Origin of the sequence: Persicimonas caeni, from assembly GCF_006517175.1 — a bacterium.
Classification (GTDB): domain Bacteria; phylum Myxococcota_A; class Bradymonadia; order Bradymonadales; family Bradymonadaceae; genus Persicimonas; species Persicimonas caeni.
Genome location: NZ_CP041186.1, coordinates 94,203 through 116,350 on the forward strand (window position 1 = coordinate 94,203; position 22,148 = coordinate 116,350).

Sequence of the window (22,148 nt, forward strand, 5' to 3'; positions counted from 1 at the left end):
GGATTACCGAAGACGCAGCGTCTTCCCGTCGAACTCCACCACCTCGCGTCCATGACACGCCCGATCGAGCGCGTCCATCGGCAGGTCAATGGGCACCACGTCCTCATCGTCGAATTCAGGGACGGTGTGCAACGACGCGCCGTTGCCCTCGGGGAGCACGAAGTCGAACTCAGGGTCGGCCAACACCTCTCGCACAAGTTGCATGCGCGGCTCTTCGGGCCACTCCGGCGGCGAAGCCACGCGCAGATTGCGGGTATCGAGCCACAGGCGCTCGCCGTCGGCGGAGAGTTCGGCCACGCCCAGCGGGCCCAGGAGTCCGTCGACGATGTCTCGAACCCAACTCTCGAAGGCCTCGGCGTGGATGGGCAGGCTCAGCAAGCTGGGCCGCTGGACCGGGAAGTAGTAGTTGGAGTGCGGGTCTTGGATGATATGGCCGAGCTGCGAGAAAATCGCGTGCGAGGCGCTCATCTGCAACAGGTCGCTCAAGCCTTGCACCGAGTACCACTCGTCGGTCTCGAGCAGACTCAACAGGTCGAGCCAGTGAATCTTGGTCAGGCACAGGCACGTGTTGGTCAGGCCGAGCTCGAGAAGCATCAACTCCTCGTCGTCTTCCTCGACCTCGCGCAGGCAGCCGGCGCCGGTCTCGACGTGCGGCACGCCCTCGGTGAGCATCCACGGAGCGAGCCCCTCGCCGTACTCTTGAAGAATGGCGGCCAGATGCTCGACCCACTCGTCGTCGAGCCCGATCGCCTCGCCCATCGCTTCGTCCGTGGCGGTGCCGACGACGCCCAGCACCCAGACGCCGAGGATCTCGCGCACAAAGACCGCGCGCGGCAGGTCGAGCATGTCGAAGACCTTGGAGCTCGCCACCACATCCGCCCCGCGCATCTCGAGCACCTCCAGGTCGAACGCCATGTCGATGACGGGCTGCCAGTCGATGTCGAGCTTGGGGGTCTTTCGGTCGAGCTCACTCAGCGAGTCCTCTGTGAGGGCGCCATCGAAGGCGTCGAGCCGCTCGGCGCGCGCCTCGCAGACCAGCCACTTGAAGACCTTCTGGACGTCCCACTCGCGCGGCTCGCGCGACTGGCGCACCGCCACGTCCTCCAGGTCGGAGAACGTCAGCGAGGTCCAGTCGTATAGCCAGCTCTGGCCGACCGACCACAGCCCGAACCACAGCTCTTCGGGCAGCGCCACCAGCGAGAAATCGGCCGTGTCGTCCTCGAGCTTGTAGAGCACGCCCAAGTCGAGGAGCCGATCGGCCATCAGGCGCTGCTCGTCGCGCTCGTCGGAGCGCATCAGCGGCACGACGTTGTCCTCGGTGCTGCCGTCCTCGACCTCGTGACCGAAGACCTCGCGCCAGTAGCAAATGCCCCCGAGCTCCAGGGTCATCATCGCCCCGGCGATCCAATCGGGATGCGGCAGGCGGTCGAGCACGTGGTCGATGAACTCGGGCTGGGCGAACGCCTCCGAGATGCGCAAGATCGTCTCGATCTTGGAGTTGTCCGTCGGGATGCCCCACTGCTCGGCGATGGCCTCGACCTGCGCCTGCGAGCGCCGCCCCAGCAAAATCGGAATCGTGGGGCGCGTGCCCGACAGCAGCGGAGCCAAGATGGCCGCCACCGCCCCGGGGACCCAGTCGGCGCCCTCCGAGCGGCGCTGCGACGAGGGCTTGAGCAATCCCAGCTCGGCCAGCGCCTTTTGGCTGCGCGCGTCGACCCAGTCGACATCCACCGGCAAGTCGTGCTCTTGAGCGAGCTGCTCGAGCACCGACCAGGCGGCGGAGTCGCCGATCTGTTGCTTGACCACACTGGCGAACGCTTCGGGGTGGCGGCACCACTGCAGGGCGATGTCGACCGGCTCGGCGCTGCTCGCCCCGTACAACTCGGCGAGCTGCTCGCGGCGAGTCTGCTCGAAGGCCCCTAAATGCTCGAGCAACGAGGCAAAATGGCTGGTATGTCCGTGCAATGGTTGAGTCATTCGTCTACACTTCTCGACTAAGAGACTGCGAGCGACCTCGCCAGCTATCACACCGACCTACCCGCCGCCAAGCCGAGGTTTGAGCCAGATTCGGCACATCTCCCGGAACGAGGTTGGGAATCAGGTTTGGAATCAGCCGAGTTGTTGCTGCGTTACCTCTTTTGAACAAAACATTAACCTCGCGCGTCGTACTGAATGAACTGGAAGAAATCGCTACCTCCACAAGGGGCAAGACTGTGCGAGCTCATCACCTTGTTGCCATTGGCCGGTCCGGTCGCCGCCGCGCGATCCGATTCGCCCTCGCCACCTTTGTGCTCGCGGCCGCCGGGCTCCTGATGCCCGGCCAGCTGCGCGCCGAAGGCCAAAACCCCTTGGCCCAGCCCGACGCGCGCGTCGACTCGTTTCGCTGGGCCGGCGAGGAGTTCTACTTCTCGGTTCGCCTCAACGGCGCCGAGGCGATGCGTGCCAGCTTGCGCGCGGGTGACCTTCGCCGGGTAAACAATCGCCCGTACGTGCCGATTTCCGCGGTCGCCCAGTCGGTCGGCTTTTTCCAGAGCGTCTACCCGCTCAACGACCGCGCCAACACCTTCGTCGACCCGGGCAACTACCGCCCGCTTCGCTCCGAGAAGCTCTTCGAGGAGCGCGGCCAGACGCGCACCTACAAGGTCGACTACATCCACAGCACCTACCGGGCCAAGGTCGAGAAGAAAAAGGAGAAGCGCACCTTCCGCTTCAACTACTCGATTCCGGGCACCACCCACGACATGCTCAGCTGGATGTACGACCTGCGCTCGCGCGACAGCTTGAAGGTCGGCGACACCTTCTCGTACTACATCTACGACGGCTGGAAACTGAGCCGCGTGGACATGAAGGTGCTCGGCAAAGAGGACGTCTACACCCCCATGGGCTGGTTCAAGGGCTGGAAGATCAGCTTCGTGCGCGAGGTTCTTCGCTCGCGACGCCAGAAGAACAAGCAGGGCAAGCCGTCGAAGCCGCTGCTCCGGGTCAAAACACCCGACAGCCACTCCGGCCACCTGTACCTGAGCCGTGACGAGAACCGTCTGCCCATCAAGGTCTCCATCGACACCAAATTCGGCACCAGCGAAGCGCTCCTGGTCAAATACAAGCCCCACAAAAAGGACTGATCGCGGAGCGGCTGCTTGCTGCCTGCGGAGCCCGCGCCCGTGCAGCCCCCGGGGGATGGCGCCGCAACCACGACAACCACACACCAACACCCGACGCCCACACCGACCACAGACGTACACCCATGCCGCAGTATATCCGCCCTCCCGCCCTTCGCCCCGGCGACACCGTCGCCGTCGTCAGCCCCGCCGGCCCGGTCACGCCCGAACTCCTCGAGGGGGGCATCGCCACCCTCGAATCGTGGGGACTCGACATCATGTTGCACGACGCCGTCTTCGAGCGGCGCGAGTGGGCCGGCTACCTCGCCGGCCACGACCACGTGCGCCTGGGCTCGCTGCGCGAGGCGCTCGACGACCCGAAGGTGCGCGCGATCGTCTTTAGCCGCGGCGGCTACGGCACCATGCGGCTTCTGCCCGAGCTCGGCCTCGCCGCGCTTCGCGACGACCCCAAGCTGCTCGTCGGCTTCAGCGACATCACCGCGCTGCACCTGCATCTGGCCGCCCAGGTGGGCATCACCAGCCTGCACGGGCCGGTCGTCAAGAGCTTTCGGCTCCACGACGACGACCCACACGACAGCCTCGAGGAGCTTCGGCGCGCGCTCTTCGGCCTTCGCGGCCCGCGGCCGCGCTTCGACGGGCTGCGCACCGTGCGCCCCGGCCGCGCCACCGGCCCGGTCTTCGGCGGCAACCTGAGCCTGGTCGCAAGCCTCGTCGCCTCGCCCCACTGCCCCGACCTCAACGGCGCGATCCTCGTGCTCGAGGACGTCGGCGAGGAGGACTACCGCCTCGACCGCCTCTTCACCACGCTTCGCCTCTCCGAGAAGGCGCGCCGCCCGGCAGGGATCGTCCTGGGCGACTTCACCGGCTGCGCCGGCGCCTACGTCGACGACGAGGCGATGGACGACTTCGTGGCGCGTCTGGCCGCCGAGTTCGACTGCCCGGTCGTCGCCGGCCTTCCGTGCGGCCACGCCACCCGCAACGTGCCCGTGCCCATCGGGGTCGGCGCGGCGCTGGACGCCGAACGCGGAACGTTGATATTCGACGGGGACGCCGTCACCCCGGGAGACTCATGAACCTCGACAAAGCTCGCCACATCCTACGCGACGCCGTCGCCGACGACGTCGACCAAATCGGCAAGACAAAGGTCTGCTCGGCCATCCAGGCCATTGTCTGGCACGACGGAGAACTCGTGCTCGACGAGGCCCTCGGCCGCACGCACCTCGAAACCAACTACAACCCACCCAGCGAGCCGCTTCGCGCCGACACGCCGATGGACATCGCCAGCCTGACCAAGCCGCTGGTGACCGCCACGCTGGCCATGCAGGCCGTCGACGAGGGCCTCGCCCGCCTCGACGATCGCGTCGCCGACCTCTACCCGGCCTGGTCGCTTGGCGCCTCCTCGCGCGGCGAGGCGACGCTGTTGGACCTGCTCAACCACTCGTCAGGGCTTCCCGCTTGGGAGAAATTCTACCTGAGCCACCCGGTCGACCCGTCGCCCACCATGGCGTACACCACGCGCAAGGCGCTCTTTAGACGCATCGCCCGCACGCCCCTGCAATCGCGCCCCACCGGCCGCCACTGCTACTCCGACCTCGGCTATATCCTGCTCGCCGGGATCCTGGAGGGGCTTTATGACGCGCCGCTGCACGAGGTCGCCCACGACCGGATCTTTCGGCCCCTGCAGATGGAGCACACCCGCTACGTCGCCCGCCTGGCCGGCGACGAGCCCATCACGGGCGCCGCGGCCACCGAGAAGTGTGCGCGCCGCGAGCGCGTGGTCATCGGCACGGTCCACGACGAGAACACCGACATCATGGGCGGAGTGAGCGGCCACGCCGGGGTCTTCAGCACCGCCGGCGACCTGCTGAGATTCTGCCGCCATATCTGGGAGATCGACCAGGGTAAGCTCGAGTACGGCGGCATCATTAGCCGCGAGGTGCTCCGCTTCTGCCTCTCCGAAGAGGCCCGCGGCGCCGACGGCCACCACCTGGGCGGCTGGGACACCCCCAGCGGGCAGCTGAGCAGCGCCGGGCGCGGCTTCCAGGCGGGCAACACCGTCGGACACCTGGGCTTTACGGGCACGTCGTTCTGGATCGAGCGCGACCGCGGCCTCATCGCCATCCTGCTGACCAACCGCGTCTATCCCACGCGCGACAACGAGCTCATCAAGGAGCTGCGCGTCAAGTTCCACGAGGCCGTACTCCCGCCTCGTGGATGACGCGGGTGGAATGAGAGTCGCCAACGCCCGCCCGGTGCGCATCCTTCGAGAGTGCGCGTGTCGTCCGTGACGCGCAGTCCCCTCCTTCTCCACGAGGATCTCCATGTCGATCGCACGAGCCCCCCGCACCCCGCGAGCCGATGGATGGCCCGCCCTGCCCTATGAAGCCTGGCACGAGACCGCAGCAACCCTACACATGTGGACGCAGGTCATCGGTAAGATTCAGCTCGCCCAGACCCCGCGCATCAATCACTGGTGGAACGCGACATCGCAGATCAGCGCCCGAGGCCTGGCGACCTCGCCCATTCCGTGGGGCAACGAGGCGTTCGCGTTCGAATTCGACTTCATCGACCACCAACTCCACATCCGCGCCACCGACGGCGGTCACGAGATGATCGCGCTCGAGCCCAAGGCGGTCGCCGTGTTCTACCGCGAGGTAATGGATCGTCTCGAGGAGATGGGCTACCCGGTCGAAATCTGGCCGATGCCTGTAGAGGTCGAAGCTCCGGTGAGATTCGACGCCGACACCGAACACCACGCCTACGACGCCGAGTACGCCCACCGCTTTTTCCGTGCGTTGGTCCAAATGGAGCGTGTCTTCACAGAGTTTCGCGCGCGGTTTCTAGGAAAGGTCAGCCCGGTAAACTTCTACTGGGGGAGCTTCGACGTGGCGTTGACGCGTTTTTCGGGGCGGCGGGCGCCCGATCACCCGGGTGTGCCGGTCGTCGCCGACTTCGTCACCCGCGAGGCCTACTCCCACGAAGTGTGCAGCGCGGGCTTCTGGCCGGGCGCGGGCCTGGGCGAGGCGGCCTTCTACACGTACGCCTACCCGGAGCCCGATGGATTTCGCGACGCCGAGGTCGAGCCCCCCGAGGCATATTATCTCGGCGAGCTTGGCGAGTTCGTCCTGCCATACGAAGCGGTGCGTACGGCCGGCGACCCCGACGCAGCCCTCCTCGGGTTCCTCCAATCGACCTACGACGCGGCCGCCGAGTTGGGCCGATGGGAGCGCGGAGAGCTCGAGCGATAACGGCCCTTCGTCGGCGCGCTACACTTGACGCTATGCGGGGGGCGCGACTACATCTTCGTCTACTGTTCTGCGTCCATGTCACCGACGAGAGACCATGTCCGAGTTGCTCATCGAACAACGCTGCGCCGAAGCCATCGCCCGCCGTGCCGGCAAAATGATGCTGCATGGCCGCAAGCACGGCTTTTCGGTCCACACCAAGGGCGAGAGCGACGTGGTGACCGACGTCGATCGCGAGATCGAGCGGTTCATCATCGGCCAGCTCGAGCAGATGTTTCCGGACGACGATATTTTGGGAGAGGAGTTCGGCGGGCGCGAAGCCCAGTCCGAAGAGCGCCACTGGCTCATCGATCCGATCGACGGCACGCTTAACTACTCGTATGGGGTGCCGTTGTCGTGTGTGTCCATCGCCCTGCAGTGCGAGGGAAAGTCGCAGGTGGGGGTCATCTACGATCCGTACCGCGACGAACTTTTCAGCGCGCGGCGCGGCGCCGGCGCCACCCTCGACGGCGAGGAGATGCGTGTCAGCCCCAAGGCTACGCTCGACGACGCGGTGCTGGTGACCGGGTTTCGCCCGAGCACACCGCCCGACCTGACCGACAACCTGCAGAATTTCGTGGCGGTGACCAAACGCTCGCGCGGGGTGCGCCGGCTCGGCTCGGCGGCGCTCGACCTGGCCTACGTGGCCGCCGGTCGCATGGACGGTTTCTGGGAGTTCGGGCTGAACCCCTGGGACACCGGCGCGGGCTACCTGCTGGTCGAAGAAGCCGGCGGCCGCGTCACCGACATCCAAGACGGGCCCTACACCGGCTTTGAGGCGAGCATCCTGGCGACCAACGCCCAGATTCACGACGACTTGATCGAGCTTTTGAGCGCATGATGATGCAACGACGCGAGCACAGCCTGCGACGCCCCCTGACGCTTCTATTTGCCGCCCTCGTCGGCCTGTCGGCCGGCGCGTGTGACGATCCGGTCGATATTCCCAACGCCCCGGCGACGATCCCGGCCGTGGGCAATATCGACGGGCCGGTGGAAGGCTGCGACGATCAGATCATGACTCAGACTCAGGCGCTCGACGGCGGCACGGACGGCGGCACCGACGCCGGCGCCGATGCTGGCGTGGACGTCGGTCTGGACGCCGGGGCCGATGCCGATACTGGCGCCGACGCCGATGCCGGCGCCGACACGGGCACCGACGTGGGGCTCGATGCGGGCGCCGACGCAGGTGAGGCTGACGTAGGTGAGGCCGATGCCGGTGCGGCTGACGCAGGCAACGCGGACGTTGGAACCGTCGACGCCGGCGCTGATACCGGAGCGGGCGTTGATGCCGGGGTGGGAACGGATGCCGGCGCGTTCGAGCCGCGGCCGGTGCGGATTACGCGCGACGGCAACGCGCTGGTCATTCCCTATCTACTCCGGGACCGCGAAGGTGACGATCAGCGCATCAAGGTCGAGCTTTGCGAGTGGAACGGCTCGGAAGCCGTCTCGTGTGGCGTGGCCGTTCAGTCGGCCGGAGGCGACGGTACGAGCTTCGTTCCGACGACTCCTGCGGGCACTTGTATTCTGCACGTCTTTTACTGGGACGTCGGATGTGGCAGATTTGTAGCGACCGACAACGGTAGCACTCCGCAAAAAGTGTTCATCGACGGCGTCGACCAGGAGTTAGTCGCCCAAGTGTCGGTCATCGGCTCCGAAGAAGAGCCGACCCAGACCGAGCCCTTCACACTCGAGGGGATCGGCTTCGAGTCCGTGCCCGAATGCAATTGAGCTGCGATGAAGTGCCCCAGCTGCACAAGTGATATCCCCGATTACGCAGGCTTCTGCGCCTTCTGCGGGGAGCGCATCAACCGCTGCAGCGAGTGCGCCAACGTCTACCCGAACGACGTGCGCTTCTGCGGCCACTGCGGCACCACGCTTCAGACCGACGACGAAGCATCGTTCAATCGATCCCAGTCCGTCGACAACCCACGCTCGGCGGCCATCTTTCAGACATCACCGGGGCGGCCCGGCCCCGACATGGACGGCGGCCGGCCCACGTTTGTGCTTCCGTCGGCGCCCGACGAGCGCGACCCGAACATCTACGGCTTTTTGTACGACCCGGAAGATCCCTCCGTGCGATTTAGCCTCAAGCTCGGTGACAACACCCTGGGTGCCGGACACAACAACGACATCGTCATCGACAAGCCGGCGATTTCGTGGAATCACGCGCTGCTGATCTGCCGCAACGCCAAGATCTTTTTGCAGGATTCGGCCAGCACCAACGGCACCTACGTCAACGGAAAACGCATCGACCGCCCCCGCCAGCTCGGCAACGGCGACGCTGTCCGCTTCGGCAACGTCACCTACCACGTCTGGCTCAAGACCCAGTACCGCTGACGAGCGAATGAGCGAATGAGCGAACAAGTAAAAGAGTAAAAGAGTAGATATCCGCGCATCCGCCTATCCGCGAATCCGCGCCCAAGACCCCGAACCCCCTAGACTCCGAAACCCCGAGCCCCACCAATGACCGACTGGCAAGAACGCGAACTCAACACCGCACGTCATCTCGTCCAACAAGGCAGCCAAGCGCTGCGCCAGGGCCAAGCCCAGGCCGCCGAAGGCGCCTTCCGCGAGGCCGAGGCCGTGCTCGACATGTCCGAGTCGACACCCGACGGCTCGCTCGAGCTTCGCGCCCAGCTCTACAACGAGCTCGGCGTGCTCTATCAGCGCCAAAACCAGATCGAGCAGGCCGAGAGCTACCACGGCAAGTCGCTCGACATCTGCGAGCAGCTGCTCGAGAAGGACGTCGACTTTCGCTCGAACGCCGCGGCGACCTACTTGAACCTGTCGAGCGTCATCGCCGCCAAGGGCGACCTGGCCGAGGCCAAAGACCTCAGCGAGCGCGCCATCGAGCTGATCACCTCGGTGCGCGCCGAAGGCGACGAGAGCATCGACGCGTTGGCCGTGGGCGCCCACCAAAACATGTCGCTGTTGTACGCGCGTAACGAGCGCCTCGACGACGCCGCCGAGGAGATGGACGAGGCGCTCGAGATCGCCCGCAACATGTCCGACCACGGCAACCCCAACGGTCTGCCGCAAGCCGCTCAAGCTTGCCAGCGCCTCAGCGTCATGCTCTTCGAGGCCGGCGAGCACGCAAAGGCGCTCGAGTGGGGCCAAAAAGCCGAGGAGCTCTCGGAGGACGCCTACGAGATCATCGGCCAGAACGTCCTGTCCATCTACGTGGTCAGCCAGATCAACCTGATCTCGTACAACGAGCAGCTCGGCAATTTCGCCGACGCCGAGGACGCCCTTTGGAAAGGCCTCGAGGTCAGCGGCAACCACCCCGACATCCTGCACCGCGGCGTCGCCTTCTACGAGAACGCCCGCAAGCAGGCCGACGCGCGCCTCGAAGAAGGAAACCTTCCCCGCGACGAAGTCGAAGAGGGTTACAAGGACCTCCAGAAAATTATCGATGAGATGGGCGGACTGCCCGAGCCGCAGCAGGGATAGGTGAGGGTTACTGAGGGTTACTAAGGGTTACTGAGGGTTACTAAAGGTTACTGAGGGTTACTAAAGGTTACTAAAGCAGCCACTCTGCAACCCCGCTGCCTTAGTCTCCCTTAGTCCCCCTTAGTCCCCCTTACTCAACCTATCCAAAACCCGCCGAACCTTCCTGTCCTGCGGAATCTCGAGCTTCACTTGAACAATGCGCACGCTCGCCCAGTCGTCGCCGTCGCCATAGGCGACCATGTCGTCGATGGTGCCGAGCTTGGCGACCTGATCGGCGACCGCCTTGGAGGTCGTCTCGACGCGCTTTTGGAGGGTGGGAAGCTTTTTCTTCAAGAACTCGATGCGCGATTGAGCCTTGGCGCCGGCGGCGTCGACGAACCTCTCGGCGTCTCCTTTACCTTCACCGCCTTCTTTCTCGCCGTCTTTACCGCCCTCTTTCCGGGCGAGCTTCTCGTCGGTCTCGCGGGCGCGCTCCTTCTGCGAGGCGAACTCCCGTTCGAGCTCGGCGATCTCGCGGGCGGTGTTGCGCTCCTGCTCTCGCGCGCTGAAATAGCTCGACCACGCGCGTCGGTAATCCTGGACGACCTTGCGCGGATCTTCCACCGCGTTGGCGTACGCGACGCCGGGCTCTTCGCCTAGGCGAAGGTCGAGGCGGCCAAAATACTTGCCGCGGCTGAGCGGCTCGACGACGGGCACGCCCGCCGCCCACTCCGGTGAACGCGTCAACCGATTGGTATTGGAGACGACGGCCGCGTCGACGCGCGCGCCCTCCTCGACCAACGTCTCGACCAGGTCGGTCGTGTCATTCATCCCCAAATTGCTCAGCATGACCACCAGGTCGACGTCGTCGGGCAGCTTGGCGAGTTCGTCGACGTAGGCCTTCTGCGGGTCACGTACGTCGAGCTCGCGCTTCTTGTAGTACTCGTGCACGCGCGACTTCGGCTTGAGCAGGCCCACGAAGGCAACCTTCTTGCCGTCGCGGCTCACCACCTGGTGCCCGTCGAACGGGCGCTCGCCTTCTTTGGTGTAGAGGTTGGCCGAGACGACCGGAAAGGAGGCCTTCGCGACGTAGTCGCGGTAGGTGTCGAGGCCGAAGACCAGGTCGAGCTCGCCGACGTTGACGACGTCCGGCGCGTGCGCGCCCAGGCCGGCGACGACGGCTCTGGCATGCTCGCGCGCTTTGTTCTGCATCTCCTCGGGGTGGTGCTCGAGCGAGGTGCTCTTGAAGAGAAGATCGCCGGCGTCGACGTTGAAGACCGCGTCGGGCGCGGGCAACTCGCTGCCCCACCACTTCTCGGTAGGCTTGCTGTCGTGCTCGCGAGCGAGCTCCACGAGGGTCTGGCGCCGGCTCAGCCCGCCCAGCGGGTTGCGCTTGCAGCCGCAATCCTCGCGCTCGCCGTGGATATTGGCGCTGAAGAGGATCGTGAGGACGTCGACCTCGTCGGCCGCGGGTGCCTTCTGTTCGCGCTGGCGCTCCGCGATATGCAGCCGGCGGTTGACCTCACGCATGCTCGCGTTGATCGCCTCTTGGTGCGCAGACGCCACCGCGCCCGTCGCCTCGAGACTCGCCAGGCGTTGCTCGGGGGTCAGCTCGACGACCTCTTCCGCCTCGGCCTCGACCTTTTCGGGCGGCTCGACCGAGTCGCACTGATACTTGATCACGCCGAAAAAAACGCCGAGCACCACCGCCGCGGCGATATGCTTACCCTTGATTTCAAAATTCATGGTCGCTCACTCCCGAGCGCGCGTTTCAGACGCTTAACTGCAGTTGCCGGACTTGACCGCGTTGATCTTCTGGCGGGCTTCGGAGGCCCACTCGGAGTTGCCGTAGTCGTCGACGACGAGTTGAAACCACTGCTTGGCCTGCTCGCATCGGCCCATCTTCATCAGCGCCGCGCCGATATGGTACGTGGCGTCGTCGACGCGCGTTGATTTGCCGTGCTTTTCGACGACTTTCTGGAACTCGAAGACCGATGTGACCCACTGGTTCTCGTTGAAAAAGGTCATCCCCAACAGGTACTGCGCTTCGGCGGCCTTCCCGTGGGTGGCAAATTTCTCGCCGAATTTCTCGAAGGCCTTGCGCGCGTCGCGGTACTTGCCGGCGTCGTAGGCTTTCTTTCCGTGCTCGAATAACGGCACAGCCTCTTCGGGCAGGCTCATCGAACCGTCGGCAAACCGAAGGTCTACGTCCTCTTTGAAGAGCTTCAAGTCTTGCTCGAGCTTGGCCAGCTTGAACTCCATCTGCTCGATCTGGCCGCGAAGCTCGGACATCTCCTCACGGGTCTTCTGAATCTCGACACCCAGATCGGCGTTGTTGCGCTGCAGCAGCGCCCTGGCCTCTTTGAGCACATCTTTAAGTTCGACGACGTCCTGGCGAGCCGAGGCGATCATCTCGGTCAGCTTGGTCTTCTCGGCGTCGTAGTTCTCCTGCATGGCGTTTTGCTCGGCCTTGATGGCCTCGATCTCTTGTTGCATCTCGTCGCCGGTCCACATGGGCACACAGCCCGTCCCGACCGAAGCCAGCAAGAGGAGAGTCGCCGGTAGCAGAAACTGGATCACTTTCGTGTTCATGGTCGACAGCAGTTGGAGAGTGGGAATCAAAAACGACGGGCCGGAGCCCGTAAATGAGAGTTACAACCTATCGAGGTTGGATACAACACAAAGGCCCGACGCCAAAACAGCGCCGGGCCTCCATCTAGTCCTTCCAAGCCGCGCACAAGCTTACTGCACGTCGAACTCGACACGTCGGTTGAGTCGGTGGCAGCTATCGGGGCCCTGCTCGCCGCAGGTACTCGCCAGGCGCTCTTCGCCGTAGGAGACGATGCTCAACTGGCCCGAGGAGACGCCCAGGTTCTCCAGGTAGCTCTGCACGCTCTTGGCGCGCCGCTCACCCAGGGCGATATTGTACTCGGAGGTACCGCGCTCGTCGGCATAACCCTCGATGCGCACGGTCAGGTTCCCCTCTTTGATGCACTCGGCGTTCTCGAGCAACTCGTCGCGGGCGTCGCTGCTCAAGCTGGCGGTGTCGTAGCCGAAGTAGACCGGCTCGAGGTCACACTCGGCGGCCGGGCGCTCGACGCACTGGCCTTCCTGGCACATCTCGCCGTCCTCGCAGTCGGCGTCGGTCGAGCACTCCGGCTCGGCCACGCAGCTGCCACCTTCGCAGATCTGGCCGGCTTCGCAGTCGTCGTTCGACATACACTCGGGCCCGCAACGATTATCGCGACACTTCTGGTTGCCCGGACAGTCGGCGGTGGCGGTGCAGTAGCCCGGAATCTTCTCACAGACGCCGGCGTTGCACTCGAGCGACGGGTCGCCGCAGTGGTCGTCGGTCGCGCACTCCTGGCACAAACCGTTGACGCAATACAGCTTTCCTTCTTCTTGCCCCTGCTCGCTCTCACGACAATGGTCGTTCGTCTCGCATTTTGGGTAGTCCGGCTTGCAGCCCGTCTGGGCGAGCAGAACGCCGGCCAAGAACAAGACGTTGAGCCCCCACAGCAGTCGTTTCCAATCCATCATTAGCATCCCGTTTTCTCTAGGGAAAATCCGGAAAAAATCCAAATAGTAACAGTCATCTCTAGCTTTGAGCGACGGTACTGCAGTCGTGATCAGACAGTCAAGGGCTTGAACAAACGAGCGACCTCGCCTAGAACCATCGTTCCCGCATCGGCGGGAGTCGAACCCCCTGAAGTACTTGGTAGTATCCATGAGCGCACTCGCAATCGATCTGCAACGATCCAAGCGTATTGTGTGGCTGGCGGCCCCCATCGTCATTGCCATGCTTACGCAGACGGGGATCAACGTCGTCGACACCATTTTCGTGGGCAAGCTCGACGCGAGCTACTCGATTCCCGGGCAAGCGGCGCTCGGCTTCAGCCTTCCGATCTTCTGGACCATCGGCGGGTTTCTGGCGGCCATCGGCGTCGGCACCCAGGCGATGACCGCGCGTCGCTTCGGCGCAGGCCAGCATAAACGCGCCGGCACCGTGCTCGCCAACGGCATCATCTTGTCGGTGGTCAGCTCGCTCGTCCTCACGGCCGTCGGCTGGTACGCCATCCCCTACTTCTTCCGCTTTCTGACGTCGAACGAAGCAGTGCTCGCCCTGGGAATCCCCTACGCGCAGGTACGCGTGCTCGGGGTCACCGGGATGGTGGCGACGACGGCCTATAAAGGCTTTTTCGACGGCATGGGCCGAACACGGGTGCACATGTACGCGTGCATCGTGATGAACGCGTGCAACATCGTGCTCAACTACTCCCTAATCTTCGGCATCGGACCGATTCCGGCAATGCACGTCACCGGCGCGGCCATCGCCAGCGTCATCTCGACGTTTATCGGCTTGGCCATCATGGTCGGCTGGACCTTCCGTGACGAGTTCCGCAGCAAGTTCGCGTTCTACCGCCCGTCGAATTTCAAGCCCTCGGTCATGTGGAGCATGGCCAAGCTGAGCTTCCCCAGCGGCGCCGCCCAGATCTTTGTGATGGCCGGCGTGCTCATGTTCCTCAAGATCATCGCGTTGCTCGACGAAGAGGCAGTGCTCAACTCGCTGGGCAACGCCGAGTTCTACGGTGCCGAGCTCACCCGCGGCGCCCCTGCCCTGCACTCGGCCATCACCCACGTGCGCGAGTTCGCCGGCCGGGCGTTCACCGTCGATTGGGCCAACACCCTGATGTGGAGCCGCCCGCCGGTCTACACCACCGCCGCCAAGCTCATCATCGACCTGCTCAGCATCGGCTTTGTGACCTGCATCGCCTTTGGCCAGGCCACCGCCACGCTGGTGTCGCAGTCGATGGGCGAGAAGAACTACGCCGAAGCCGAAGCCTTCGGCTGGGACTCGGTCAAGCTGGGCATGTACTTCTTCGGCTTCGTCGGCCTGCTTGTCATCCTCTTCCCCGAGGCGTTCCTCGACGTCCTGAGTGACGACGAAATCGTCATCCAAGCTGCCGTGCCGGGCCTGCGCATCATGGCCTCCCTCGAGATGTTCATCGCCATGGCGCTCATCTTGACCCAGGCGCTCTTCGGCGCAGGCAACACCAAGTTCGTCATGGTCGCCGAGCTCATCCTGCACGGCGTGTGCCTCGTGCCGCTTGCCTACCTGTTCGCGGTCGTCTTCGACTGGGGATTCTTGGGCGTGTGGATGTCGGCCACGGTCTACGTCGTGGCGCTGGGCATGGTCATGGCGTGGAAGTTTTGGGAGGGGAGTTGGAAGGAGATCGAGGTTTAAGCGATCTCAACGCCGCGCCCCACCCGCAATCCAACCTTCAATCAGCAACAGTTCTTCGCGCGACAACTGCTCGCCGCCGGCCCACGCCGGCGGCTGATGCACGAATTCGATGTCGGCGTAGTCCCACAACAATTTGCGCATCAGGTACGAGTCGGCCGGATCGGCTGGCCGCACCAGGTACAGGTCGGTCTGCTGTGACTCGGCGTTCTGCAGGCTCTCGTAGGTCAGCGGGTTGAGCCCTGCTTGTGGGTTGCGATGGCACTCCGCGCACTTCCCCTCGAAGATGGGGGCGACGTCGTCCCAACGAGCGTCGGGCAGCGCCGTGGAGCTCGTGGGCTCCTGGTCACGGCTCGCCACGTACGCCGGCCATTCGGCAGGCTGGAGAAACGGCGAGCCGGTGGCGCTCTCGACCGCACCGGTGGTCTGGAAGGTGTAGCGAAGACCGGGCTCGAGCGGCCGCCAAGGCCGCCACACGACCGTCTTGTCGGTCATCACGTAGTCGGCGTCGCCACGCGCGACGACGCCTCCGGAGCTGAGCGCTCCGAAGGCGTACGAGCGAAACGAGTCGTCTTCGATGTAGTCGTTGAAGCGGACCGCGATGGACGGCTCGAGGGCGAGCTCGCCGGGAGCCGGCGATATCTCGACGATCTCGAGCCAGCGGTCGTAGGGCTCCGGAAGCTCGATGGGCTCACCGTCTTCGTCGACTGGCGGCTCCGGCTCGATTTCACCGCAGGAGCTCAGCGCGAAGACGGCCGCCATCGAGACGACGGCCTTCATCAAGGAAGCAAGACGAGCTGTCGGAAGGAGACGGCTCATTCCTCCTGCTTGGCCTTCTCGCCGGCCTTCTCACCGTCAGCTTTGTCGCCCTCGGCGAGCTTCGTCTCGACGGTCTGAGAGAGCGCCTCCATGCTGGTCGGCCCCATGTAGCGGCGCCCGTTGATGTAGAGCGCCGGCGTGCCGGTCACTCCGGCGCGCTCGCCTTCCTGACGGTCCGTCCCGACGGCCTGCGCGATCTCCTGACTCTGCAGGTCCTCGGTGAACTTGCCGGTGTTCAGGCCGATACGACGCGCGAAGGTGCCGATCTTTTCGGGGCTCAGAGAGCGTTGGTGTTTGAACAGCAGGTCGTGCATCGGCCAGAACTTGCCCTGCTCGTGGGCGGCCAGCGCAGCGCGCGCGGCGAGCTCGGAGTGACCGTGGCTGCCCAGCGGGAACTGCTTGAAGTAGATGGCGACCTTCTCGGGGTACTTCTTGGCCAGCTGGTCCATCAGCTGCGAAGCGGATTTGCAGTGCGGGCACTCGAAGTCGGCGAACTCGACGATCTTGACCGGCGCGTCTTTCGGGCCCTTGTGGGGCACGCCCTCGAGGGTGAAGTCGTACTCTTTGCGCGCCGCTTCGGTGAACTCGGCGACCTTGTCGAGGATGTCGGTCTCGTTGAGGCCTTGGCGGATGCCCACGGCAGTCAGGTTGGCCACCTGCTGGGCCAAGCCACACGCCGTCTTCGGGTGCTGCAGGCACTGGTGCAGGCTTTCGGCCGCGTCGGGGCACGGACAGACCTCGGCCTTGGCGATTTCGACGAACTGCACGCGCTCTTTTGCGCTGAGCGCGCCGAAGTTCATCCCGGGATACAGGTCGGTGGGAGGCGCGTCCTTGACTGCTTCATCTTTGTCGGGCTCGACCGCCGCCGATTGTTTCTCGACGGTGTCGCCGTCTTCTTTGGACGCGTCGGAGCCGGAGTTCTTGCACCCCGTGCCCAGGGGCACCAGCAAAAGCAACGCGACAAAGACAAGCAAAGGTCTGCGCAGTCGGTTCGACATGAGCTCTTCCGTCATTCAATGTGGGAGTCGTGTGTGGGCGGATACCGCATGTACGCCGCCTCAGACATAACAAACAGCACGACAGGCGCCGCTATTCAATGGGATCGGGCATTCCTCGTCAAGCCAGATCCTCTGGACGCCTGCCGCCATTTCTAATAAGAGTGGCCTCGCAGGCCCCCGCGCGGGAATAGTGAGGGTGTCTGTTGCCTTTTTTGAAGCCAAATCAACTCCAACGCCTATTTGAATCGAAGAGGACCCGACATGGCCGACGCACCCAAACGAGGAGCCCAAGACAAGGACTTGCTTTACCGCGTCCGGCACTCGACCGCCCACATCATGGCCACGGCGATCCAGCAGATGTTCCCCGACGCGAAGTTCGCCATCGGACCGCCCATCGCCGACGGGTTCTATTACGACTTCGAGCTTCCACGCCCCATCTCGACCGACGACTTCGGCCAGATCGAAGGCCGCATGACCCAGATCGTCAAGCAGAACCAAGAATTCGAGCGTGAGGAGTGGACGAAGGAAGAGGCGCGCGAGTTCTTCAAAGACCAGCCCTACAAGCTCGAGCTGATCGACCGCATCGAAGACGAGAAGGTCTCGATCTACAAAAACGGACCGTTCACCGACCTTTGCGCCGGCCCGCACGTCGAGTCGACTGGCGCCTGTGAGCACTTCAAGCTCAAGAAGGTCGCCGGCGCCTACTGGAAAGGCGACGAGAACCAGCCGATGCTCCAGCGCATCTACGGCACAGCCTTCCCGACTGAAGAGGAGCTCGAGGAGCACCTCTACATGATCGAAGAGGCCAAGCGGCGCGACCACCGAAAGCTCGGCCGCCAGCTCGGCCTGTTCGACTTCGACCGGCTCTCGCCCGGTTCGGTCTTCTGGCGCCCCAAGGGCTGGCAGATGTACCGCAAGATTCAGGGCTTCTTCCGCGAGCTCGAAGAAAAGAACGGCTACGTCGAGATCATGCACCCGCTGATCTACAACAAGGAGCTCTTCGAGCAGTCGGGCCACTGGGAGCACTACAAGGACAACATGTTCACCTTCGAGTCCCACGATCAGACGTACGGACTCAAGCCGATGAACTGCCCGGACACGATGCTCTTCTTCAAGAGCGACAAGCGCTCGTACCGCGAGCTGCCGATGCGCGTCGCCGAGTTCGGCACGCTGCACCGAAATGAGCTGCCGGGCGTGCTCTCCGGGGCCACCCGCGTGCGCCAGTTCTGCCAGGACGACGCCCACATCTTCGTGACCGAAGACCAGGTCGAAGACGAGATTTCGCTCCTGCTCGAGATGGTCGACGAGACCTACGGGCTCTTCGACATGGACTACGAGATCGAGCTGTCGACTCGCCCCGAGAAATTCATGGGCGACCCGGCGCTGTGGGACGAGGCCGAGGCCTCGCTCAAGAGCGCGCTGGAGGCGAACGGGCGCGACTACAAGATCCACGAAGGCGACGGCGCCTTCTACGGCCCCAAGATCGACTTCCAGGTGCGCGACAGCCTTGGACGCTCGTGGCAGTGTGCCACCATCCAACTCGACTTCCAGCTGCCCCGTCGCTTCGAGCTCGGCTACACCGACGCCGACAACACCGAGAAGACCCCGATCGTCATCCACCGCGCCCTGGCCGGCAGCCTCGAGCGCTTCATCGGCATCCTCGTGGAGCACTTGGCCGGCGTCTTCCCGACCTGGCTCGCGCCCACGCAGGTCAAGATCATGACGATCACCGACGAACAGGACGACTACGCCTGGAACGTCGCCAAGCTTCTCAAGGACGCAGGCGTGCGCGTCGAGGTCGACGACCGCAGCGAGAAGATCGGCTTCAAGATTCGCGAAGCCGAGACCCAGAAGATCCCGTACATGCTCGTCATCGGCGGTCGTGAAGAAGAAGAAGGCACTGTCGCCGTGCGCAGCTACTCCGAAGGCCGCCGCGGCAAGATGACCCCCGAGGAAGTGCGCGACGAGATCGTCGAGAAGGTCGAGAACCGCACCCTCGACGTCGAGATCCAGCGCTCCGGCCTGGCCACCGAAGCCCGCGAGGAAGAAGGCATGGGCCAAGACATGGTCGATCGCGGGTATTGAGCTTCGCAGCGAAAGAGTAAAAGAGCGAACGAGTAAAGAAGCACAAAAGACAAAAGAGCGACAATACCGACGTGTTGTCGCTCTTTTGCTTTTTTACTCTTTTACTTCTTCGCTCAGTCTTTTACTTCTTCGCTCAGTCTTTTACTTCTTCGCTCAGTCTTTTACTTCTTCGCTCAAGAAACACGAAAGCCGCCAGGATATGGCGGCTTTCGTGTTTCTTGCTCGACCGCTGAGCGGTCAGCGGACACCCCGTGTCCGGTCCGCTGCTCCCTCCCGGGCCTGACGGGGTGCCGAACCGGTGGTCCCGCTGACCGCTCAGGGGTCGAGCTTGCGTGTGGGCAGACTTAAGAAAGATTCTGCCCGTTGTAAAGGGTGCAAAGTCAGCGGAGAGGGAGGGATTCGAACCCTCGATACTGGGTTACAGTATACACGCTTTCCAAGCGTGCGCCTTCAGCCACTCGGCCACCTCTCCAGCGGAGGGGGTGGGATTCGAACCCACGGTACCCGTGAGGGCACACCTGATTTCGAATCAGGCGCCTTCGTCCACTCGGCCACCCCTCCGTAAAGATGGAGAGTTCGGGCTTGGTGGCTGATTGAGCTCACTCTCTGCTGTCAAAGACCCTCTAGTCGCCGTCGGCCTTGCGGCGTTGGCGAATCTCTTCAAAGAAATCAGTCAGAAGCTTGCCACATTCCTCGGCGCGGCAAAGCTCGCGGACCTCGACCCGATGATTGAGCCTGGGATCTTCCAGAAGCGCAAACAGCGTCCTGGCTGCCCCGGCTTTGGGGTCGCGGGCACCGTAGACGACACGCTTGACTCGCGCGTTGACCATCGTGCCGGCGCACATCGGACACGGCTCGAGCGTCACATACACCGTGCAATCGACCAGGCGCCAAGAGCCGAGTTTATCGGCGGCGCGCCTCATGGCGATCAACTCGGCGTGAGCCGTGGGGTCCTGCCAAGTCTCTCGGCGGTTAAAACCGGTCGAGACCACCTGACCGTCGCAGACGACAACGGAACCGACAGGTACTTCGCCGATATCCCAAGCCTTTTTGGCCTCGGCGATCGCGAGCGCCATGAATTCTTCGTCACTAGCCACGATCGTTTGGTCGGTCTGCGAAAAAAAGGAAATGCCCGAAGGCATTTCCTGTGCGAAGACTCAATCAAGAGCCTTCTTGAAGCGCACTCGGAAGGATTCGAACCTTCAACCTACGGTTCCGTAGACCGTTGCTCTATCCAGTTGAGCTACGAGTGCGTATGTGCCGCTCTTTCCTCTTATCGAGGTGTTGGCCTGGAAAAACCTGACTTCGAAACTTGGCCTCGAAGCGAGCGGGCCACAGGGTTTACATCGCCTTGGAAAGCTTTGCAAGCCCTTTTTTGAAACAAAGTCAAAAAGACTTTATTTCAGCGGAGAGGGAGGGATTCGAACCCTCGATACGGTTTAAGCCGTATACTCCCTTAGCAGGGGAGCGCCTTCAGCCACTCGGCCACCTCTCCTTAAACTTTCAAAGATCCTCGTCCGCCGAACGGAGGAGGTGGGATTCGAACCCACGAACGCCCATAAAGACGTTGCCGGTTTTCAAGACCGGTGCCTTCAACCACTCGGCCACTCCTCCCAGGTCTGCGACCGGCCATCGGCGCGGTCAAACCCCGTGAGGGCCAGCGATTCTACATATGACCTGCCCCTCGTCAAGTCCATTTTGAGGATTTTTTGGGGAGGTTGGATGCGTCGTGCGCAACCAGCCTTTTAACCCACTGAAACAGCACGACATTCCGCCGACGAAAAATTTCCAGATACCGGATGCCGGATACCTGATACCGGATCACCAAGATGTAACACGCGCGAGTGGACGCCCTCCCCCGCATGCATGTATAACTCGCCGCGTAATGTTCAATCTTGCCGATTCGAGGAAGTGATGATGTCTCGACGCCGCACGCTCAATGTTTGTCTGTTTGGAGCGCTGGCCTCCAGCCTTTTCGCCCTGCCCGCCGCAGCCCAAGACACCGACTCCGAGGAAGATGTCCGCCCGGAGATGAAGGAAATGCTCGAAGACGACGAGGGCTCCGAGGCCCGAGGCATCGTCGTCAGTGACAATTTCCCGGGCGAGGATGATGAGGAGCCCGCCGGGTGGACCGTCGAGTTCTTCGGCTATCTGCGCACGCAGTACACGGCCATTCAAGACGATCCCAACCTCGAAGAGTTCGGCCGCAACGACGGATTCATCATCGCCGACGCGCGCTTTGGCTTTTTGGGCTACCTGGACAACGGTCTCGGCTTCGAGCTCGAAGTCGACGCCGGCGTGCCTCGCCCCACTGAAGAGGCCAACACCGCCATCGGTGAGGTGGTCACGCGCTTGCGAGACGGCTACGTGTTCTACCAACCGCACCCGCTGTTTCGCGCCTCCGCCGGTCAGTTCAAGGTCCCCTTCGACATCGAAGAGTTGCTCTCCACGGCCAATATCCTCTTCGTGGAGCGCTCGGTGGGAAGCCGCGGCGTCGAGGGCGTCGAGGGTCCCAACCGTGAAGGACTGTCAGTGGGCCGCCAGGTCGGTGTGCGCATCGACTCGGATCCGTTCTTCTTCGTGACCGAGGACGACGGCCCGGGCGTCAGCTACGCCCTCGCCGCGACCAACGGCCAGAGCGCCAATCGCAGCCTCAACGACAACGACCAGGCCGCCTTCTATGGGCGCGTCAACTTGCACTGGGGTGAGATCGCCCGGCTCGGCGGCGGCGCGTACTACAACGACCGCACCATCGGCGAGCTGCCCGACCTGATCGGCGAGACCCAGACGGGCTGGACGGCCGACCTGACGGTGGCCGCCGCCGGCTTCTCGCTTCTGGCAAACGTCGTGCAGGTCGAGTTCGAGCCGCCCGAAGAGGTCGGCGCCGAGCCCGCCCGCACCGGCTTGAGCTATCAGGCCCAGGTCGCCTACGAAGAGCCCTTCTTCGGGCTGCAGCCGGCTTACCGCTTCGCTTACCTCGACCCGGACACTGACCGCGAGGGCGCCGAAGCAGGCATCCGCTTCGAATCGCTGACCTATCACACCGTCGGCCTCAACTATAACGCCAAGACCTATCCGCTTCGATTGATGCTCAACTACACGATCACTGCCGAGGAGCAGCTCGAGATCGATAACGATCGCTTCGATGCTCTCGTTCAGGTAGAGTGGTAGG

General features: G+C 63.6%; 18 protein-coding genes, 5 tRNA genes and 1 other RNA gene. 11 read left to right on the top strand and 13 right to left on the bottom strand.

Features of this window, described 5'->3' with window-relative positions; all coding sequences use genetic code 11:
* Positions 1–3: 3 nt before the first annotated feature.
* Positions 4–1,977 (bottom strand): hypothetical protein, encoded by a 1,974-nt coding sequence (locus FIV42_RS00380; protein WP_141195749.1) that lies wholly within the window; start codon positions 1,975–1,977, stop codon positions 4–6.
* 335 nt (positions 1,978–2,312) lie between these two features.
* Here FIV42_RS00380 and FIV42_RS00385 point away from each other — a divergent pair, with 335 nt between their 5' ends.
* The 8 genes from FIV42_RS00385 to FIV42_RS00420 all read left to right on the top strand — a co-directional run bounded on the left by FIV42_RS00385 (position 2,313) and on the right by FIV42_RS00420 (position 9,853).
* Positions 2,313–3,122 carry a DUF3108 domain-containing protein gene (locus FIV42_RS00385; RefSeq protein ID WP_141195750.1) on the top strand — a complete coding sequence of 270 codons (810 nt, stop codon included), beginning with the start codon at positions 2,313–2,315 and terminating at the stop codon, positions 3,120–3,122.
* Positions 3,123–3,244: 122 nt separating this feature from the next.
* On the top strand, positions 3,245–4,192 hold the full coding sequence (locus tag FIV42_RS00390; RefSeq protein ID WP_141195751.1) for a S66 peptidase family protein: 948 nt from the start codon (positions 3,245–3,247) through the stop codon (positions 4,190–4,192).
* Complete coding sequence (locus FIV42_RS00395; protein WP_141195752.1) at positions 4,189–5,337, top strand: serine hydrolase domain-containing protein; 1,149 nt, start codon at positions 4,189–4,191, stop codon at positions 5,335–5,337. Before FIV42_RS00390 ends, FIV42_RS00395 begins: the two co-directional genes overlap by 4 nt.
* Positions 5,338–5,440: 103 nt before the next feature.
* Entirely contained in the window at positions 5,441–6,367 is a 927-nt protein-coding gene (locus FIV42_RS00400; protein ID WP_141195753.1) for a DUF5996 family protein, read from the top strand.
* Positions 6,368–6,461: 94 nt separating this feature from the next.
* Positions 6,462–7,244, top strand: a complete 783-nt coding sequence (locus tag FIV42_RS00405) for an inositol monophosphatase family protein (RefSeq protein WP_141195754.1) — start codon at positions 6,462–6,464, stop codon at positions 7,242–7,244.
* Positions 7,244–8,131 (top strand): hypothetical protein, encoded by an 888-nt coding sequence (locus FIV42_RS29900; protein WP_168210296.1) that lies wholly within the window; start codon positions 7,244–7,246, stop codon positions 8,129–8,131. Before FIV42_RS00405 ends, FIV42_RS29900 begins: the two co-directional genes overlap by 1 nt.
* A 6-nt stretch (positions 8,132–8,137) precedes the next feature.
* The gene (locus tag FIV42_RS00415) at positions 8,138–8,740 is read left to right on the top strand and encodes an FHA domain-containing protein (RefSeq protein ID WP_141195755.1); all 603 of its coding nucleotides are present in this window, start codon (positions 8,138–8,140) and stop codon (positions 8,738–8,740) included.
* Between the two features lie 126 nt (positions 8,741–8,866).
* Complete coding sequence (locus tag FIV42_RS00420) at positions 8,867–9,853, top strand: DUF6483 family protein (protein ID WP_141195756.1); 987 nt, start codon at positions 8,867–8,869, stop codon at positions 9,851–9,853.
* 120 nt (positions 9,854–9,973) lie between these two features.
* On the opposite strand, the gene FIV42_RS00425 is transcribed toward FIV42_RS00420, so the two are convergent.
* From FIV42_RS00425 to FIV42_RS30620, 3 genes are all read right to left on the bottom strand, one after another.
* The gene (locus tag FIV42_RS00425; protein WP_141195757.1) at positions 9,974–11,578 is read right to left on the bottom strand and encodes a bifunctional UDP-sugar hydrolase/5'-nucleotidase; all 1,605 of its coding nucleotides are present in this window, start codon (positions 11,576–11,578) and stop codon (positions 9,974–9,976) included.
* Positions 11,579–11,611: 33 nt separating this feature from the next.
* Positions 11,612–12,424, bottom strand: a complete 813-nt coding sequence (locus FIV42_RS00430) for a tetratricopeptide repeat protein (RefSeq protein ID WP_141195758.1) — start codon at positions 12,422–12,424, stop codon at positions 11,612–11,614.
* Positions 12,425–12,574: 150 nt separating this feature from the next.
* Positions 12,575–13,669, bottom strand: a complete 1,095-nt coding sequence (locus tag FIV42_RS30620) for an OmpA family protein (RefSeq protein ID WP_390619246.1) — start codon at positions 13,667–13,669, stop codon at positions 12,575–12,577.
* Here FIV42_RS30620 and FIV42_RS00440 point away from each other — a divergent pair.
* Positions 13,560–15,077, top strand: coding sequence for an MATE family efflux transporter (locus tag FIV42_RS00440; protein ID WP_141195759.1), 1,518 nt, complete (start codon positions 13,560–13,562; stop codon positions 15,075–15,077). The two genes, FIV42_RS30620 and FIV42_RS00440, sit on opposite strands and share 110 nt — an antisense overlap.
* A gap of 6 nt (positions 15,078–15,083) precedes the next feature.
* On the opposite strand, the gene FIV42_RS00445 is transcribed toward FIV42_RS00440, so the two are convergent.
* Positions 15,084–15,893 (bottom strand): Ig-like domain-containing protein, encoded by an 810-nt coding sequence (locus tag FIV42_RS00445; protein WP_141195760.1) that lies wholly within the window; start codon positions 15,891–15,893, stop codon positions 15,084–15,086.
* On the bottom strand, positions 15,890–16,891 hold the full coding sequence (locus FIV42_RS00450; RefSeq protein ID WP_168210297.1) for a DsbA family protein: 1,002 nt from the start codon (positions 16,889–16,891) through the stop codon (positions 15,890–15,892). Before FIV42_RS00450 ends, FIV42_RS00445 begins: the two co-directional genes overlap by 4 nt.
* 261 nt (positions 16,892–17,152) lie before the next feature.
* On the opposite strand from FIV42_RS00450, the gene thrS reads away from it, so the two are divergent.
* Positions 17,153–18,976: a threonine--tRNA ligase gene (gene thrS / locus FIV42_RS00455; protein ID WP_141195762.1), complete on the top strand. Its 1,824-nt coding sequence runs from the start codon at positions 17,153–17,155 to the stop codon at positions 18,974–18,976.
* 227 nt (positions 18,977–19,203) lie between these two features.
* Here thrS and ffs read toward each other — a convergent pair.
* From ffs to FIV42_RS00490, 7 genes are all read right to left on the bottom strand, one after another.
* An RNA gene (ffs, locus tag FIV42_RS00460) (signal recognition particle sRNA small type) lies at positions 19,204–19,294 on the bottom strand.
* Positions 19,295–19,360: 66 nt separating this feature from the next.
* Positions 19,361–19,448, bottom strand: a tRNA-Ser gene (locus FIV42_RS00465).
* A 2-nt stretch (positions 19,449–19,450) separates the two neighbouring features.
* Positions 19,451–19,537 (bottom strand) — tRNA-Ser (locus FIV42_RS00470).
* 62 nt (positions 19,538–19,599) lie between these two features.
* Positions 19,600–20,118 (bottom strand): tRNA adenosine(34) deaminase TadA, encoded by a 519-nt coding sequence (gene tadA / locus FIV42_RS00475; RefSeq protein ID WP_141195763.1) that lies wholly within the window; start codon positions 20,116–20,118, stop codon positions 19,600–19,602.
* A 37-nt stretch (positions 20,119–20,155) separates the two neighbouring features.
* A tRNA-Arg gene (locus FIV42_RS00480) sits at positions 20,156–20,229 on the bottom strand.
* A 153-nt stretch (positions 20,230–20,382) separates the two neighbouring features.
* Positions 20,383–20,471 (bottom strand) — tRNA-Ser (locus FIV42_RS00485).
* Positions 20,472–20,501: 30 nt separating this feature from the next.
* A tRNA-Ser gene (locus tag FIV42_RS00490) sits at positions 20,502–20,590 on the bottom strand.
* Between the two features lie 300 nt (positions 20,591–20,890).
* On the opposite strand from FIV42_RS00490, the gene FIV42_RS00495 reads away from it, so the two are divergent.
* On the top strand, positions 20,891–22,147 hold the full coding sequence (locus FIV42_RS00495) for a porin (RefSeq protein ID WP_168210298.1): 1,257 nt from the start codon (positions 20,891–20,893) through the stop codon (positions 22,145–22,147).
* The last annotated feature ends 1 nt before the right edge of the window (position 22,148 follow it).